The following is a 16,937-nucleotide window of genomic DNA, read 5'->3' on the forward strand; positions in this document are numbered from 1 at the left end:
ATCCCTCAGAGTCCCATGTTGGCGCGATAGGCCTTCCAGAAGCCGCGCACTGACGCCTCGGTCACCCGGCTTTCGCTGCCCTTGGCATCGGCGCCACCCATCTCGAGCACCGCGTGATCGTCGCCTGCGCCGGCAATGCCGCGCTGCACGAAGCCGCCGACACAGCCGTCTTCCATCGAGATGTACCCGGCCGGGCCAACCAGGTTGCCCTGCTTGATGCGCGTCAGGCGCTGCTCGGGCGTATCATCAGAGAAGCCGAGATAGGTCCAGTTCAGATCGGTCCTGTCGACGGCACGCGGCACGATCTGGCGAACCGCAATGGCGTTCTGGATCTGCTGCAGCACGAAGGTCGGAAACACCGACAGGATCTGCAGCGTGCAGCCATCGTGATATTCGTCGAAACTTTCCAGCAAGGTCGGATCGGCGAGCTTGTACTCGCTTTCCGAGCGCAACTGCTGCTTGGCGTAATCGACGTCCTTTTCTGCCTCGCGATCGATCGCCGAATAGCTGACGTGGTGCCCACCGCTTTCATCAACTATGATGCCGCCCTTCATTGACAGCCGGTTCAATTCGAATGTTGTGAAGAAAAGATGCAGAATGCTGGCGTGGTAGGAGTCCTTGACGTTCTCCATGTAAAGCTTCCAGTTGTTTGGAAGCACCTGGGTGAAGCGCCCGAGCACCACGGGCGTGCGGCCGCCGAGCACGCGCTCGATGCGGTTCAAAATCTCTTCGCCGAGATATTCCTCAATCGACGGCACGTCCTCAGAGAATGAACCGAAGATCAGGCCGTGAATGATCGCGATGCGCAGCTTGCGTGGACCGTGCTGCTCCATCTTGAACGAGTCGGGCATGCCGCCCTTGCCCTTGATGCCGTCCTTGAACGCGACGCCTGTCAGGTTGCCCTGCGGATCGTAGTTCCAGGCGTGGTACACGCAGCTGAAATCCTTGCGATGCTTGCCGCGGTTCTCCAGGCAGATCAGTGCGCCGCGATGGGCGCAGCGATTTTCGAACGCGTAGATCTCATTGTCGGTGTCGCGGGTGACGATCACCGGCGTATCGCCGATGAGCGTGGTGAGGAAATCTCCCGGCTCGGCGAGTTCGACTTCCAGCGCCAGATAATGCCAGTTCGGCCCCTGGAAGATCTTGCGCTGCTCGTCCGCGTAAACCGATTGATCCTGAAACACCCAATACGGAACGCGGGTGAGGCCTGCCGGCCAGGGGGCTGGACCCGCGGCTTCCGGCGGCAAAACAATTTTGTTCATCGGCGCTTCCTACGATTGACTTGGATCAATGCATGTTCGAATATCGAACAAATACTTTATTTTCGAACACCTTGAGCCGTTCTAAATCGGCTGTCAAGGCGAACCCGGCTATGGCGACAGCAGAACCCAAAGAGAAGCGCGAAGGAATGGCGGGGCTCGCGAAGGGACTCGCGATCATCGAGGCGTTCTCGGTCCATCCGGTGATGAGTGTCGCGGACGCCGCGCGCGCATCCGGAGCCACACGCGCAGCAGCCCGCAGATGCCTTCTCACTCTGGTCGAGCTGAATTACCTGGAATTGTCAGGACGAGACTTCCGTCCCCTGCCCCGGCTGCGCCGGCTGGGCGGCGTGATATCCGAGCGCGAAAGACTCGCCCAAGTCGCACAACCGCTGCTGGAGCGCGCTCGCGACGAAGTTTCAGAATCGGTTTCGCTTGCGGTGCTTGACAACGATCAATCGCTCTTCATCGCGCGTGCCGAAGCCCAACATTATGTTCAGACCGGCGTTCGCGTGGGTGCTTATCTGCCGCTCTACTGCTCGGCGACAGGCCGCATCCTGCTCGGCCGCCATACCGATGACGACATCGCGCGGCGGCTGAGCCGGTATCCGATGATCGCACGCGCGCCGCGGACACTGACCAAGATGCCGGACATTCTGTCTGCGATAAAAACCGCTGCGAAGAACGGCTACGCAGTCATCGACGAGGAGCTGGCACCCGGCATCAGAGCGATGGCCGTCCCGGTGTTTGGCCCCAACGGCGACATCGTTGCCGCCGTCAGCGTGAGTGCGGCCTCCGCCCGCGTCAAAGTCAGCGATTTGCGCAAGCGCATGCTGCCTGTGCTGCTTGATTGCGCGAACCGGATCGCGCAGCCGTTGAAAGAACTGCGTTGAAGCGCACTTTCTCGAGGCTTCCTCAAGTTGACGCCACCTGCACCGTCAAAAAGGGCACCGCCAGCTCCGACCGCGCCATAGATGCCGGCAAAATCGCGCACGTCACTTATGCCTGACGCCCGACCTTCCGGGGCGACTGGCGGATGCGCCGGCGGCAACACCGAGGCTGGCGCCCGAGACCCGGAACCGATAGTTGCGGCCGCGATACGTCAGGACGCCGGTGCCGCCGCCGCCAATGACCGGACCGACTTTCAGGAAATTGACCCGGACATGGCCCGGCGCTTGCTGCCTCCAATAGCGCCACCGGAAACGCAAATGCGAACAGTGCGACCAACGCAAGAATCGGGACGGACTCCCGCGGTTGCCCAGTCGCGCCGCACCTCAACGAACCAGTGGCAATTTGATCCGAAACACCGCGCCACCTGAGTTCCGGTTTTCAACCGTGATCTGACCATGGTGCGCATCCACGATCGTGCGGGCGATCGCAAGCCCCATGCCCATACCTTGCTCCTTGGTCGTGAAGAACGGCTCGAAGATATCCTTCAGATGATCATCGGCGATGCCCGGACCTGCATCGCTGACCAGGATTTCGGCTTGTTCGTCAGATCTGGCCGTTGCGACGACGACCTCTCGCTTCTCGGATTGCACGTCGGATACGGCATCGATCGCGTTCATGATGAGGTTGAGAACAACCTGCTGAAGTTGAACGGTATCGCCCTTGGCCCGCAGCGTCATTGGAGCCGGCACAAACTTCAACCCCACGGCGCGGCCTTCGGCCAAAGGCGACACGATGCCGACGGCTCCCGCAATGGTCTCGTTGAGGTCAATCTCGGTAACTTCAGTCGGCACCTTTCTGAGCATGCTGCGAAGGCGACAGATCACCTCGCTCGCCCGCTGGTCATCACGTCTGATATCAGCCAGAATTTCCCGTATTTCCTCGAGATCGGGCGACACCGATTTCAGCATCAGTTCCGCCGTTTCAGTATTCGTGAGAATGGATCCGAGCGGCTGATTCAGCTCGTGCGCGATGGAGGCCGCCATTTCTCCGGCAGCCGAATAGCGGTTAACGCGCGCGAGCTCCGCCAAACGCTGCCGCGATTCGACCTCAGCGAGGCGACGGCGACGACGCTCATGGAGCAATCCGCTGATCAAGGCAGCCTGCACGAGGATCACGCTCGCAATCAGCGCGACCTGCCATCGATATTTTTCCCAGAATGTCGGCTCGCGAAACAGAATTTCGCTTCCCGCGGGCAGATTGCTCTCGCTGATGCCCCAGCGCTGTAACCCGCGCCAGTCGTATTTCGGAGGTGCAAACCCGATCGGTTCGATCTTGATGTTGGCAGGCCTCTCGCCACCAAGGATGCGGATCGCAGTATTGACGGCCTTCTCGCTCGATGCGCCGATCGAATGCATCGGTCCGCCGACGGTGTCCTGGCCGAAAAAGGCTTCCTGGAACGAAAAGATCGGAGCGTTTGCAACAGCATGAAGGCCGCGCAATGCGAGATCGCCCTCATGGGCGACACCTGCGGCGTCGACCGACATCAGGCCCCAGAACAGAACGGTGTGCGGCGGAAGCGCCGTCGCCCGCTTCAGGATTTCCTCAAATGACAGATCCGCGTACCAGACGAATGCGACTCGGCTCTCGAAGGGCTTCGCCTCCCTCTTGGCTTCATCGAGCCAGAACTTCTCCAGGGGAGAAGCGCCGATGACGACGGCGATCGTTTTCGTGTCCGGCAGGACCTGAAGAATACTGCTGAAAAAGGCTGAGAAATCATTGTGGACTGAGATGACGGTGTCGTTGTCCGTAAGTTCGGCGCGGTTCACCAGCCGCTGTTCGACCGCCGCCAGCACCATGGGCGTATTGGGAAAAAGCTCCGCACGGTATCTCTGGACGAAGCTGGCCGCAGGCGCCCCAATGCTTATCACAATGTCGGGCGCCACGTCCTGGTAGAGGGAGCGCAGATAATCGACGAACGGCGCTTCCCGGCCCGGATTGTTGAACCGCGCCGTCAGTAGCGTCTGTTCCTGAAGGTCCAGTGGCCATGGCGATTGACGCTCAAGCTCCGCCCGGATAGTCCGGGCAAATTCGCTCCATGGCCGGAAGTCTCGCCCGAAGGAATGGAGCAGCAGCACGCGCTTGGGTTCGCCGCGTGGTGCGGCGCCGCTTGCCGGCTCCGGCAGGATGACGGACAAGACCAGCAAGCAGGCGCAGAGCCACGTGGCTACGACCGGCCTGCTCATGTTGGGCACACCAATGGGGGCATGTCCGCCCATCCCGTTTCCCGCGGCAGTCTCAGACGTCCGAACTTCGCATCTCAAGTTCGGTAATTCTAGCGCGAATTGCACTACAGCCAACGGCTTACTGCGCCGGGCGACGGCTTCGTGACCCCGGCCGTAGGCATCCACGGGCTGTACGCAAGAGGATTCGGCTTTGCCGCGCCGCCTTCTCCGTTGCAGCATCAGGCCGGATTGCGCGGGATGAAGTTTGTTGCTGATCGATACTGAGCGGACCGGGCCGCGTATCGGCGCGGCCCCTCTGCTGTGCGATCATTTCAATCGTATGGTGACGCCACCGACGGCGGCCGACACTTCGGCTCCAATCTTCGGTCCGCTGAGCTGCAGGATCACGCCATTGTTGTTTCTCAGCTGAACGCCTCCGGCGCCGCCGGCGATGGCGCCACCGGCACCGACCGCGCCGTAGCTGCCTTCGATGGACTCCGGCCCCCGCAGATTCAGCGCACGCCCGACCAGCTTCGTGGTCGAGGCTCCGATCGTAAAGCCGACGCTCATGCCGGAGACGGTGAATGGGTAGCGCTTGCCGCGGAGTAGCAGCACGCCCTCGCCGCCGCCGACGCCGAGGACGAAGCCGCCCTTAGTGAAGACGACAGCAACCTGGCCGGTCTCTGCCCACGACGGCGTAGTCAGTCCTGCACACCCCAGCAGTGCCAGCAGCGCAATCCCCCCAACGTGTCTCATGATTTGCCTCCAAGAGCATTTTGCCAAGCCTGCTTCACGCGTTAGACGCGCTCGAACGCGGGTCTCTCCCGATCGTCGCGAACGACACTGGATGGCTCGCTCCGTCGTTCACTTGATCCAAGTCAATGCCGCGTTAACTCGCGGCGAAGTCATCAGGCACCCGATCGCCCTCCGAACTTGCCTTCGCCAAGCACGCTGTCGACCGTCCGCATCCAGTCGTGGCTATCGGTCTTTTCCGCCAGCCCGTCTGCCTGCAACAGGTCGCGCAGTTGGCCATGAGCGCCAACGATGCAGAACGCCACACCACGGGTTGCGAGCTCACCATGCAGATCATGCAACATGCGCGCCCCCGCCAGATCGATGAAGGGCGATGCAGAGAGATCGCAGACGGCCAGCTTGATATCCGACGATTTTCCAAGCGCGGCCAAAACTGCGCCCAGGACCGTCTCGGCGTTGATGTAGAGCAGCGAGGCTTCCGGACGGAATGCAATGACGCCGACCAGCGGCTCTACCCCATGGTGCCTGGCGCTATCCGAATAACGGCCGGTTCCGGGGAGCCGTCCGAGGAACGCCACGTTCGGCTGCGACGCGCGCGCAAGCAGCAGGAAGATGGATGCGAGCGCCGCGAGGAGGACGCCCTGCAGGATTCCAAGGAGCAGCACGGACGCAAGGGCGATCACGGCCGCATAGAAATCGATCCGGCTGATTTTCCACATGCGCAGCAGTGCGGGGATGTCGACCAGCCTGTACACTGCGGCGAGAACGATGGCAGCCAACACGGCCTTAGGAAGATTTGTCAGCAATCCCGTGAAGAACAGCAGGCATAGCGCCAGCGTGATCGAACAGAACACCAGCGCCAGCGGCGTGCGGGCTCCGGCTGCGTCATTCACGGCGGATTGCGACAGGCCTCCGGCAACGGGATAGCCATGGCTGAGCGCAACCGCGAGGTTGGCGGCACCCAGTCCCAGAAACTCCTGTCGGACATCGAGGCCGTAGCCATGCTTGGCCGCAAAGCTCCGCGCCGCGGAAACACCCTCGACATAGGCAAGCAACAGACAGCCGGCCGCGATCGGAAACAGGTCTGCCGGCTCCGACAGCCCGAATGACGGCATGGCAAACGCCGGCAGCCCTTGGGGGATCGCTCCCGTGATCGGCACGCCCAGCGCCGGCAGGCCAAACATCGAAGCGAACAGAATCGATAGCGCGACCACGGCGAGTCCAACCGGCTTGCCCGACAGAAGGCGCTCGCCGCTCAGCAACAGCAGCAGCGAGGCGAGTCCGATCGTCAGAACCAGCCAGTTGACCTCCCCGAGTTGCCCGGCAAGCCGAACAGCCCGGTCAAAGAAGTTGTGACCGCCCCCTGCAACGCCGAATAAGCTCGGCAGCTGGGTCATCATGATCGTCAGCCCCGCGCCCGCCTTGAATCCGACCAGAATGCTGTCGCTGATCAGGCGCACCAGAAGGCTGAGCTTGAACAGCCAGGCGATCAGGCAGAGCAGCGCCACCGCGCAGGCCACCAGGCTCGCGATCTCGGCGTAACGCGCCGGATCGCCTGCGGCCAAAGCTCCGACCGAGCCGGCGATCATGAGCGAAATCGCGGACGTCGGACCAACCGCGAGCTGGCGCGAGGAGCCGAGCAGCGCGTAACCGATGCCGCCGAGCAGATAGCCGTAGATTCCGACATGCGGCGGCAGTCCGGCGAGCGTCGCATAGGCGAGCGACACCGGTATCGCGTAGGCGGCGAGCGTGATTCCCGCGACGGCGTCCGAGGACAGGAAGGAAGACCGATAGTTGGCGAGCCACTCCATCGGCGGAAAGAGCCGCATCCATCTTGATTGCTGAAAAGACGATAGCTTCATGTCAACTGGGCCACTACGCGAGATTCGAGAGTATTGTGCCGTCGCCGAACTCCTCCGATGAACGGCGGCCTGCAGCAGACTGGAATTGATCTGGATCAAGCGTCGCTCCGGATTCGATCCGTCGAATCGCCTCGTAACAGCGGGGACTGTCATATGGGTCAGGCTTGCTTACGATTCGCGACGACAGTGCTGTTCGTTCTCCTCAGCCAGGTCGCGCCGGCGCGCCCAGACGATCAGCGTTCTGCCGTGCGCATTCAGGAGGAAGTCTGGGCGTTGCCTCTCATCCTGCCGACCATCGCTTACGTCGTACGTCCGGTCGGCAATGGCCCCTTCCCGCTTGCGATCATGAACCATGGGGTGTCACCTGACCCCGTGCAGCGCAGCTTCTTCCCGCTGGTCGAATTCCGCGACGCGGCCATGTGGTTCGCGCGGCGCGGCTACTTCGTGGTGGTCCCGGTTGGATCTGGCTACGGCGCCTCGGCCATCGACATACCCGAGCGCGGGCTCTACGGGCCGTTCTTTTCCAAGATCGGCAGTTGCGCCAATCCGAACTTCCGCGATGCAGGCATGGCTGTTGCACAGCTCAACCTCTGGATCATCGACTACATGGCTGCCGAGAGGAAGATCCTGCCAAAGGACGCCATCGTGGTCGGTCAGTCCGCGGGTGGTTGGGCGTCGATTGCGCTTTCAAGCCTAAACCCGGCGCCAGTCAGGGCCATTATCACGTTTGCGGCCGGGCGCGGCGGCCGCGTCGGCGGCAAGCCGAACAACAATTGCGCGCCGGATCGACTGATCGACGCCACCGCTGAATTCGGCCGCACTTCGCGCGTGCCGATGCTCTGGATCTACATCGAAAACGACACGTTTTTCGGCCCCGCCCTATCGAAACGGATGCACGAAGCCTTCACCGCAGCGGGAGGTAACGCCGAATACCATCTTCTTCCGCCGTTCGGCGACGATGGACATTTCCTGGTCGGCTCCGCGGACGCCATCCCGGTCTGGGCGCCGCTGGTCGGCGCGTTCCTGGACAGGCACAAATAGCGACGGTGACCGGGCGTCGAGGAGCACAGGCATGACGATGCAGCCTCCCAGACTGTTACCGACCCCGTTCCTCGGCGTCACTTTAGCATTGTCATTGATAGTGTCAGCGGGCAGGCCCGCATGTGGACAACAGACTGCCCCGACCGGCGCGCAAAAGGGAGGCCCCGAAATTGCTTTTCGCGGCCAGCGTGAAGCGCGCGACATCAAATTTGGCGAATGGCAGAAGGTCTGCTTCAAGCCTGGCGCCGCGAAGATGGTCTGCCGCACCACGCTCAGCGGCACCTTCAATACCGGCCAGACCGCGGTTCGCGTCTATCTGACCGAGCGCGAGGATAGCGAGGGCGCGCGGCTACAGCTTTTCCTGCCGGTCGGCCTCTACCTGCCGGCCGGCGCCACTCTCGCCGTTGATCAAGGAGCAACCTACCGAGTTCCGTTCACGTGGTGCCTCACCAACACCTGCATTGCGGGCGACCTCGCCGACCCGAACCTGCTGCGCGATATGGACTCTGGCCAGACGCTCGCCCTGCGGGTGGTCGATACCAACTTGCTGTCGGTGAGGACGCTACTCCCACTCGATCAATTTGCGACAGCGCGCAAAGGCAGACCTGCGCGCATTTTCGAACAGGATATCGACGAGTGAAAAGGGACAAGTTCAGCTAGCCAATCGCAGCGGCCATTTTCTCGATCGGATCGATGAGTGACTTCGCCGTGAACGGTTTGGTGAGATAAGCAACGCATCCAGACTTCGCTGCAGCCGTACGGTTCGCGCTGCTGTCGTTACCGGTGATATAGATGACCGGCAGCCCGATGCCCTTGTCCACAAGCTGGCGACGCAGATCAATGCCGGATTGACCATCCAGATTGATATCCAGAACAATGCAGAAGGCACTCCCGAAATCGGCATGGCCAAGCAGAGCGCTGGCGGACTCGAACAACGTGGTATCAAAGCCGTGTTGTCTCAGCAGGCGCTTAAGGCTCCTGAGCATGGATCGGTCGTCATCTACGACCAAAACAGATCTTGGATTCGACAAGGTTCGCTTCAACTGTTCGAGGATGTCTTCGGCTGCCGTCTACTGGGGTCGGTCGCCTGACCGCGAGCCGAGAACTCGGTTGATTTCGCACCCTCGGGTACGCTCTGTCATTAAGGTGTGATATTGTCCGTTCGTACAGGGTTATGACGGAACCGGACTGCCTTTGCGCGTTTTTCCCGTCTAACGTCCCGCGTCATTCCTTGAGTCGAGTACGCCGAGCCGCTCCGCGATCGAGACCAGTTCGGCGAGCGACTGCACCTGCATCTTCTCCATCACCCGGTGGCGATGCGCCTTTATTGTGCGCTCGGTTGTTCCCAATTGATGGGCGACCTGCTTGTTGATCTTGCCGCGTACGATCAAATCGAACACCTGTCGCTCGCGCGGCGTCAGCGTCGCAAGGAGGGAGCGATGGGAGTCGAGCCGGCTCCGCTGGCTGCGCGCTGCCCCGTGACGCGCAATGGCGCGCTCGATGGCATCGATCAACTGTTCCGAAGATACCGGTTTGGTAAGAAAATCCTCAGCGCCGGCCTTGATCGTCCGCACGGTCGTCGCAGTGTCGGCGTACCCGGTGAGGAATACGATCGGCAGCGTCGAACCGAGTTCGCTGAGACGGTTCTGCAGTTCGGGACCACTCAGATCGGGTATTCGCACGTCGAGCAGGATGCATCCCAGCCGCCCATTGTCTGGCAGGCGATCAAGTAATTGCTGAGCGGATGGATAGGTTGCGACGTCATAGCCGGCGAGCTTCAGACGCCGCTCAATGGCTGTTCGAAATGACGCATCGTCATCGACGACGTGAACGAGGCCAGGCAACTTATCTCCCTCCAAGGCGGCACTCGCCACACCGCGACGGGTAGTCCGCCGATCTGGAGGCAATTGCCTAGTTGTCCCATAGTACAATGGTCCTGGGAACAATGATTAGGAATCCTGCCTTCAACTTCAGCGCGACTTTTTTGCAGCGCAATACTTCCAAAGACTGACGAAAATCGTGACGTTCAGGTTAGGAGTTAGGCCATGCTTTCCTACGTCAACACCGATCCGGCAGCTCCCCTACCCAATATGTTCGGCGCGTTCGGCATGACGAGCGCTTCGAACCCGATGATGACTTTAAACGAATTTTCTTACAAGAAAGGCACGGAGATATACGGGGAGAAAGAACCGGCGGCTTATATTTATCAGGTGAAGACCGGTGCAGTGCGAAGCTACAAGCTGCTCACGGACGGGCGCCGCCAGATTGGCGCGTTTCACCTCGCTGGCGACATCTTCGGGCTGGAGAACGGCAGCGAGCATCGCTTCACGGCGGAGGCAATCGTCGACACAGCAGTCCGCCTGGTGAAGCGTAGCAGCCTGGAATTGGCGGCCCAGAGCGATGCCATGGTCGCCCGCAACCTGCTCAGCATGACCACGAACAACCTGCAGCACGCCGAGGATCACATGCTCCTGCTCGGTCGCAAGACGTCGCTTGAACGCGTCGTTGCCTTCCTGCTCGAAATGGACAAGCGCCTTACCGCAGCGAGCGTCATGACGCTACCGATGTGCCGCCGCGACATCGCCGATTATCTCGGCCTGACGCTGGAGACAGTCTCTCGCGCCCTGTCGCGGCTCCACCAGCTCGGTATTCTCGGATTCTTAGGCAATAACCAGCGTCAGATCGTGATCCTGGACCGGCTCCAACTGGCTAGCCTCGATCTGCGGGACTGAAAGGCTCTCCCGGCGCGGCGATCGTTGCAAGGTGCTCGTATGACCTGCGCAGCACCTCGAACAGCAGAGCTGTCGACCAGCCAAACATCAAGATGCCGTTCATCGCGGTTATCGGTCCAGTCAGCCGCCACGCTTTCACAGGCGTGATGTCGCCATAACCAAGGGTCGTGTAGTTGACGAACGCGAAATACAGGACATCGGTTCCGGCGGGACCAGCGCCGACAATCGCATAGGCCAGTGCCCAGACCAAGACTTCAAGGGAATGAGCCAGCATCAGCATGGTCGCGGCAGTGACCATGACGCTCATCAGATGAAGCCTCGGCCAGTCGGTATGTCGTCGCGCGGCAACACGGACGATAGAGACCGCGGCTATGGTCGCCAGAGCGTGGATCATGATGGTGACTACGCTGACGATGGCGCTGACCAGGAATTGTAGCGCCATCCGTCAGCCTCCAATCCGCAAAGCGCAAGGGCTCTTGTGAGTAAACACATTCGATGCGGCTTCCAAGGCCGAGCCGACTGTGCTCCTCGTCGTTCGATCAGCCTCCACCCAATCGTGGAAGAACTATCGTGCTGCCTAATGAACGACCGCGCGGCCGCTACGACGCGCTCAATCGATGATGTGATAGCCGCCGTCGATATACATCACACCGCCGGTGATCAGCTTCGCGCCGTCGAGCGCCAGGAATGCAGTTGCGTTACCGACGTCGTCGATACTGACGAGGCTGCGGGCAGGCGCTTTCGACTGCGCCTTGTCCATCAGTTCGTCGAATTCCGGAATTCCGGACGCAGCTCGAGTGGCCAGCGGTCCGGGCGAAATCGCGTGCACTCGGATACCCTTCGGCCCCAGTTCTGCTGCGATATAGCGCACCGCCGCCTCAAGCGCAGCCTTGGCGACCCCCATGACATTGTAGTTCGGCACCACCATCTGGCTGCCGTAATAAGTCATCGTGAACAGCGTCCCACCATCCTTCATCAAGGGCTCGGCCAGATGCGCCATGCGCATAAAGGACCAGCACGAAATCTCCATCGTCTTTAGAAAGCCGTCGCGTCCAACGTCCACCACGCGGCCGTGCAGCGCATCCTTTGGAGAGAACGCGATCGAGTGTAGCAGGAAATCGAGGCGTCCCCATTCCTTCTCCAGGCGCCCGAACACCTGCTCCATTTGGCCTTCGGCGTTAACGTCGAGCGGCATGAAGATTTGGGCTTCCAGCGCCTGCGCGAGCGGCTCCACATGCCTCTTGGCCCGCTCGTTCAAGTAGGTGACGGCCAGATCGGCGCCGAGCGCACGAAACGCCTTGGCGCAGCCCCAGGCGATCGATTGATCGTTGGCAATGCCAACAATCAGACCCTTTCTTCCCTTGAGGGCGACCCTGGTTTCCGGAAATGCAGGAATATTCATGACACTCTCTCACGATCCGGGCTGGACGATGGATTGTTCAACAGCACCGACAACGTGTGTTGCGCAATCATCAATTCCTCATCCGTCGGTATGACGTACACCGGAATGCGGCTGTCGGATCGCGATATCAGCCGCGCATGGTTGGAATTCGCGGCAGGATCGAAGGCGATGCCGAGCCAGACCAACTGCTCGATGACGCGTGCGCGAATTTCTGCCGAGTTCTCACCAATGCCAGCCGTGAAGACGAACGCATCCAGGCCCTGCAGCGCAGCCGCGAGCATGCCGGCGTTGAGGCAGATGCGATAGACGAAATACTCGACCGCCAATTTCGCGTGCGGATCGTCGCTTGCCTCCAGCTGCCGCATATCATTGCTGACGCCAGAGAGACCCTTCAGTCCGCAGTTGCGGTAGAGAAAGTCCTGGACGTTCGACGCAGACATTCCCTTTTCGGATATAAGATAAAGCACGACCCCGGGATCGATCTGCCCCGGACGGGTTCCCATTGGCAAGCCGTCAAGCGCGGTGAAGCCCATTGTGCTTTCCACGCTGCGCCCATCGTTCAAAGCGCACATCGACGCGCCGCTGCCGAGATGAGCGACGATCACCCGCCCCTTTGCAACGTCCGGCGCGATCTGCGCCAGGGTTCTCGCGATATATTCATAGGACAGGCCGTGGAAACCATAACGTCGCACGCCTTCGGCGTGGAACTGATAAGGGATCGCGTAATGGTCCGCTACCGGCCCGTGCGTACGATGAAATGCGGTGTCGAAACACGCCACCTGCGGAAGCGCGGGAAAATTCGCGAGCAACGAACGGATCGGCGCCAGATTGTGGGGCTGATGCAACGGCGCCAGTGCGACATAACGCTCCAGGCGGGACACCACGTCATGGTCGATCAGCACCGGCCGCCCATAATCCGGACCGCCATGGACCACGCGATGCCCGACGGCCATCGGGGTGATGCGAAGCTCGTCCCGCAGCCACGCTCCCGCAATAGCCATTGCAGCCGGAATGTCCGAAACGCTTTCGATTTGGTAAGCCCGCTCCGCCAGCGGATCGCCGTTTGCATCGACAGCGCGCAGGCGCGGACGGCTGCCGATGCCATCCATCTGTCCCCTGATCTGCCGCCGGAGCCTCCCTTCCCCCTCAATCGAAAAGACCTGGAACTTGACGCTGGAGGAGCCCGCATTGACGACAAGGATCGTGTCCATGGCGATCACGCGGCGGCAATTGGAGCAAGTCTGCGCCGCGCATCGGCATAGAGTGCTGCGACTGCACAGGAGGCCATGCGCGCCCGCGGCGAATCAGCGCGGGACGTCAGAACGATCGGCACCCGGGCTCCGAGCACGATGCCGGCGCCGTCGGCCTTGGCGAAGTAGGCAAGGTTCTTCGCCAGCATATTCCCAGCTTCGAGGTCGGGAACGACCAGGATCTGAGCTCGGCCGGCGACCTCAGACTTTATCCCCTTGATCTTGGCCGCTTCCACATCGATTGCATTGTCGAAGGCAAGCGGTCCGTCGAGAAGCCCGCCGGTAATCTGCCCGCGATCCGCCATTTTGCAGAGTGCCGCGGCCTCGATCGTGGATGGAATCTTGGAGGTGACGGTTTCGACCGCGGACAGAATCGCGACCCTCGGCGACGTGCCGAACCCGGCCTGCGTGAAGAGATCGATGGCGTTCTGGATGATGTCCCGCTTGTCATCCAGGTCGGGGAAAATATTGATCGCCGCATCCGTCACGAACACGGTCTCCGCATAGGCCGGAACATCCATCACGAACACATGGCTGATGCGTCGATCGGTCCGCAAACCTGTCGCTTTCGCGGTGACGCTGCGCATCAGCTCGTCGGTATGCAGGCTGCCCTTCATCAGCATTTCGCCTTTGGCTGCATGGATCAACTCGACGCCCTTGGCAGCCGCGGCCTCACTGTGTGGGGCATCGACGATCTCAAATCCGGATATATCGAGACCGTGCTGGCTCGCCGTCTTGCTGATCTTCGTTTCAGGCCCGACCAGAACCGGCTTGATGATGCCGGCCGCCGCGCTATCGACTGCGCCCCGCAAGGAGGTTTCATCGCAGGGATGCACGACAATGGTCGATACCGGCTGCACCGCCTTTGTAGCTGCGATCAAACGGTCATATTTGCTGTGGGATCGTGTTTCGCTGTTATCGGCTACCACAGAATTCATGGTGCTGCTCCAGGTCCTTGGGCCAGCGTTACAAGCTTGGTGGATCAGAGGCGCCGTTGCCGGAGGAGCTTTGATCTAAGTCAATCGCCGGCTCTCTTCGCTGGCGCGGGACGATACCTCAGGGCTGCACCGTGGGAGCGGACATCCAAGAACGTGCGCGGAGGCTCGGCCGCGAGCGAACCGCAGAGCGTCTGCCTGGTTTGACATAGATCAAATGCGGGGTCGCCAACACTCCAATGATCGACCCGTCTCGCACCAGTCGCGCGATCCTGATCAAGCCCGCGCGCCAGATCAAGCGAACGCCGGGAGGTCACCATGAAGGCAAGCGCAGCGCTGAAGAAGGAAGCTGATACTGGAGATTGCTGGAAAGATTTTCGGCCTGGCGATTGGGTTACATCGATCAACGTTCGCGATTTCATCGTCCGCAATGTCACCCCTTACACCGGAAATGAGGATTTCCTCGCGGAGGCATCGCAGCGCACAAAAGCGGTCTGGGCAAAACTGCAGCCGTACTTCGCCGACGAACGGAAGAAGGGAGTGCTTGCGGTCGATGCCAAAACACCGTCAACGATGCTGGCCCATCCGGCCGGCTACATCGATCGAGCCAACGAAATCATTGTAGGGCTTCAGACCGACCAGCCTTTCAAGCGTGCCATTTTCCCGTTCGGTGGACTGCGGATGGTCGAGGCAGGCCTCAAAGCCGCCGGCTTCGAACCCGATCCAAGCGTGCACGAAGCCTTCACGAAGTATCGAAAATCGCACAATGACGGCGTGTTCGACGCCTATACGCCCGAGATCATGAATTGCCGAAGGTCCGGTATCATCACCGGCCTGCCGGATGCCTATGGCCGCGGTCGCATCATCGGCGACTACCGGCGGGTGGCCCTTTATGGAACCGATCGGCTTCTCGAGGCCAAGCGCGCGGAGCGCGGCCAGCTCGACGACATGTGGCCAACTGATGAAATCATTCGGCAGCGCGAGGAATTGGCAGAGCAGATGCGCGCGCTCGAGGATCTGGCCTCGATGGCGAAGCTATACGGCTGCGATATATCGAAGCCGGCGACCAATGCCAACGAAGCATTCCAATGGACCTATTTCGCCTATCTGGGCGCGATCAAGGAAGCCAATGGCGCCGCAATGTCCATCGGTCGCATCTCGAGCTTCCTTGACATCTACATCGAACGCGACCTGAAGGACGGTGTCCTCGACGAGGCCGGAGCCCAAGAGCTATGGGACCAGTTGGTGCAGAAGCTTCGTATCGTCCGATTTCTCCGTACGCCTGAATACGACGCGCTGTTCAGCGGCGATCCCTATTGGGCAACCGAATGCGTCGGCGGAATGGATCTGGATGGACGTGCTCTGGTGACGAAGAGCAGCTATCGGATGCTGCACACCCTCTACAATCTTGGCCCGGCACCCGAACCAAACATCACCATTCTCTGGTCGAAGCACATGCCGGAGGCCTTCAAGCGCTACTGCGCCAAGGTCAGCCGCGACACGTCCTCCCTGCAATATGAGAACGACGATCTCATGCGGCCGTTCTGGGGGGACGATTATGGAATCGCTTGCTGCGTTTCGGCAATGCGCCTTGGCAAGCAGATGCAATTCTTCGGTGCGCGCGTCAATCTGGCAAAGGCGCTGCTCTACGCTATCAATGGCGGTCGCGACGAGATATCCGGCGAACAGGTCGCGCCCCAAACCCTGCCGGTCACCGGCGACTTCCTCGACTTCGACGATGTCATGGCCAAGTTCGACGTCACGATGGAGTGGCTGGCGCGCACCTATGTGCATGCGATGAACTGCATCCATTACATGCATGACAAGTACTTCTACGAACGCCTGGAGATGGCGCTCCACGATCGCGACATCCTGCGAACCATGGCGTTCGGGATAGCCGGACTTTCCGTCGTCGCCGATAGTCTGAGCGCGATCAAATATGGAAAGGTCCGTGTTGCGCGCGACCCGAGTGGATTGATCGTCGACTATCAAAATGAAGGTAATAAAGCGACGCCGCAATTCGGCAACAACGACGATCGCGTCGATCAGATCGCCTCGAGCATCGTCACCAGCTTCATGGAGAAGATCCGCAAGCACCCGACGTACCGAAACGCGACACATACGCAGAGCGTCCTCACGATTACCTCTAACGTCGTGTACGGCAAGGCGACGGGTAATACCCCGGACGGACGACGGAAAGGCGAGCCGTTCGGGCCGGGAGCGAATCCGATGCACGGCCGGGACAGTCATGGCTGGCTGGCTTCGTGCCTCTCGGTGGCAAAGCTTCCCTACAGGGATGCGCAGGACGGCATCAGCTACACAGTTTCGGTCGCTCCACAGAAGGCGCACTTGTCCGGCGGCCAGTTGATCGATGAAGCCGTCAAGGCGTTCGACGTCTACTTTGAGCGGGGCGGATTCCACATGAATCTGAACGTGATCGACAGGGACACGCTCGAGGACGCGATCAAGAATCCGGACAAATACCCGCAGCTCACGATCCGCGTGTCCGGCTATGCGGTGAACTTCATCCGCCTCACGCCGGAGCAACAGAGGGACGTGATCAGTCGCACTTTCCACGGACAAATCTGAG

General features: G+C 60.7%; 15 protein-coding genes. 5 read left to right on the forward strand and 10 right to left on the reverse strand.

All coding sequences use genetic code 11. The annotated features are described in order from the left end of the window. Positions 1–5 precede the first annotated feature (5 nt). Positions 6–1,262, reverse strand: coding sequence for an aromatic ring-hydroxylating dioxygenase subunit alpha (locus I6F35_RS15745; protein WP_225118596.1), 1,257 nt, complete (start codon positions 1,260–1,262; stop codon positions 6–8). Positions 1,263–1,294: 32 nt separating this feature from the next. On the opposite strand from I6F35_RS15745, the gene I6F35_RS15750 reads away from it, so the two are divergent. Next, positions 1,295–2,152 carry an IclR family transcriptional regulator C-terminal domain-containing protein gene (locus I6F35_RS15750; RefSeq protein ID WP_225118597.1) on the forward strand — a complete coding sequence of 286 codons (858 nt, stop codon included), beginning with the start codon at positions 1,295–1,297 and terminating at the stop codon, positions 2,150–2,152. A 381-nt stretch (positions 2,153–2,533) separates the two neighbouring features. On the opposite strand, the gene I6F35_RS15755 is transcribed toward I6F35_RS15750, so the two are convergent. The 3 genes from I6F35_RS15755 to I6F35_RS15765 form a co-directional block, all read right to left on the reverse strand. Continuing rightward, positions 2,534–4,426 (reverse strand): ATP-binding protein, encoded by a 1,893-nt coding sequence (locus tag I6F35_RS15755; protein ID WP_225118598.1) that lies wholly within the window; start codon positions 4,424–4,426, stop codon positions 2,534–2,536. A gap of 273 nt (positions 4,427–4,699) precedes the next feature. Further along, positions 4,700–5,128, reverse strand: coding sequence for a hypothetical protein (locus tag I6F35_RS15760; protein WP_225118599.1), 429 nt, complete (start codon positions 5,126–5,128; stop codon positions 4,700–4,702). Positions 5,129–5,280: 152 nt separating this feature from the next. Then, entirely contained in the window at positions 5,281–6,954 is a 1,674-nt protein-coding gene (locus I6F35_RS15765; RefSeq protein WP_225118600.1) for a SulP family inorganic anion transporter, read from the reverse strand. A 186-nt stretch (positions 6,955–7,140) separates the two neighbouring features. Here I6F35_RS15765 and I6F35_RS15770 point away from each other — a divergent pair, with 186 nt between their 5' ends. Continuing rightward, on the forward strand, positions 7,141–8,028 hold the full coding sequence (locus I6F35_RS15770; RefSeq protein WP_225118601.1) for a dienelactone hydrolase: 888 nt from the start codon (positions 7,141–7,143) through the stop codon (positions 8,026–8,028). A gap of 31 nt (positions 8,029–8,059) precedes the next feature. Further along, positions 8,060–8,668, forward strand: a complete 609-nt coding sequence (locus I6F35_RS15775; protein WP_225118602.1) for an invasion associated locus B family protein — start codon at positions 8,060–8,062, stop codon at positions 8,666–8,668. 16 nt (positions 8,669–8,684) lie between these two features. Here the strand turns inward: I6F35_RS15775 and I6F35_RS15780 are convergent, their stop codons facing one another. Further along, on the reverse strand, positions 8,685–9,071 hold the full coding sequence (locus tag I6F35_RS15780) for a response regulator (protein ID WP_346283166.1): 387 nt from the start codon (positions 9,069–9,071) through the stop codon (positions 8,685–8,687). A 168-nt stretch (positions 9,072–9,239) separates the two neighbouring features. After that, on the reverse strand, positions 9,240–9,872 hold the full coding sequence (locus I6F35_RS15785) for a response regulator (protein WP_225118604.1): 633 nt from the start codon (positions 9,870–9,872) through the stop codon (positions 9,240–9,242). Positions 9,873–10,073: 201 nt separating this feature from the next. Between I6F35_RS15785 and I6F35_RS15790 the strand changes: the two genes are divergently transcribed. Next, positions 10,074–10,760, forward strand: a complete 687-nt coding sequence (locus I6F35_RS15790; RefSeq protein ID WP_225118605.1) for a helix-turn-helix domain-containing protein — start codon at positions 10,074–10,076, stop codon at positions 10,758–10,760. Here I6F35_RS15790 and I6F35_RS15795 read toward each other — a convergent pair. The 4 genes from I6F35_RS15795 to I6F35_RS15810 all read right to left on the reverse strand — a co-directional run bounded on the left by I6F35_RS15795 (position 10,738) and on the right by I6F35_RS15810 (position 14,350). Beyond that, entirely contained in the window at positions 10,738–11,202 is a 465-nt protein-coding gene (locus I6F35_RS15795; RefSeq protein WP_225118606.1) for a potassium channel family protein, read from the reverse strand. The two genes, I6F35_RS15790 and I6F35_RS15795, sit on opposite strands and share 23 nt — an antisense overlap. A gap of 168 nt (positions 11,203–11,370) precedes the next feature. Beyond that, the gene (gene fabI / locus I6F35_RS15800) at positions 11,371–12,162 is read right to left on the reverse strand and encodes an enoyl-ACP reductase FabI (protein ID WP_225118607.1); all 792 of its coding nucleotides are present in this window, start codon (positions 12,160–12,162) and stop codon (positions 11,371–11,373) included. After that, a complete protein-coding gene (locus I6F35_RS15805) occupies positions 12,159–13,373 on the reverse strand; it encodes an acetate/propionate family kinase (RefSeq protein ID WP_225118608.1) in 1,215 nt (404 codons plus the stop codon). The genes fabI and I6F35_RS15805 overlap by 4 nt, the downstream gene beginning before the upstream one ends. A 5-nt stretch (positions 13,374–13,378) precedes the next feature. Further along, positions 13,379–14,350: a phosphate acetyltransferase gene (locus I6F35_RS15810; RefSeq protein WP_225118609.1), complete on the reverse strand. Its 972-nt coding sequence runs from the start codon at positions 14,348–14,350 to the stop codon at positions 13,379–13,381. A 315-nt stretch (positions 14,351–14,665) separates the two neighbouring features. Between I6F35_RS15810 and pflB the strand changes: the two genes are divergently transcribed. Continuing rightward, entirely contained in the window at positions 14,666–16,936 is a 2,271-nt protein-coding gene (pflB, locus tag I6F35_RS15815) for a formate C-acetyltransferase (protein WP_225118610.1), read from the forward strand. Position 16,937 lies beyond the last annotated feature (1 nt).

The sequence above is a fragment of the Bradyrhizobium sp. BRP22 genome (assembly GCF_020194175.1).
GTDB lineage: Bacteria > Pseudomonadota > Alphaproteobacteria > Rhizobiales > Xanthobacteraceae > Bradyrhizobium.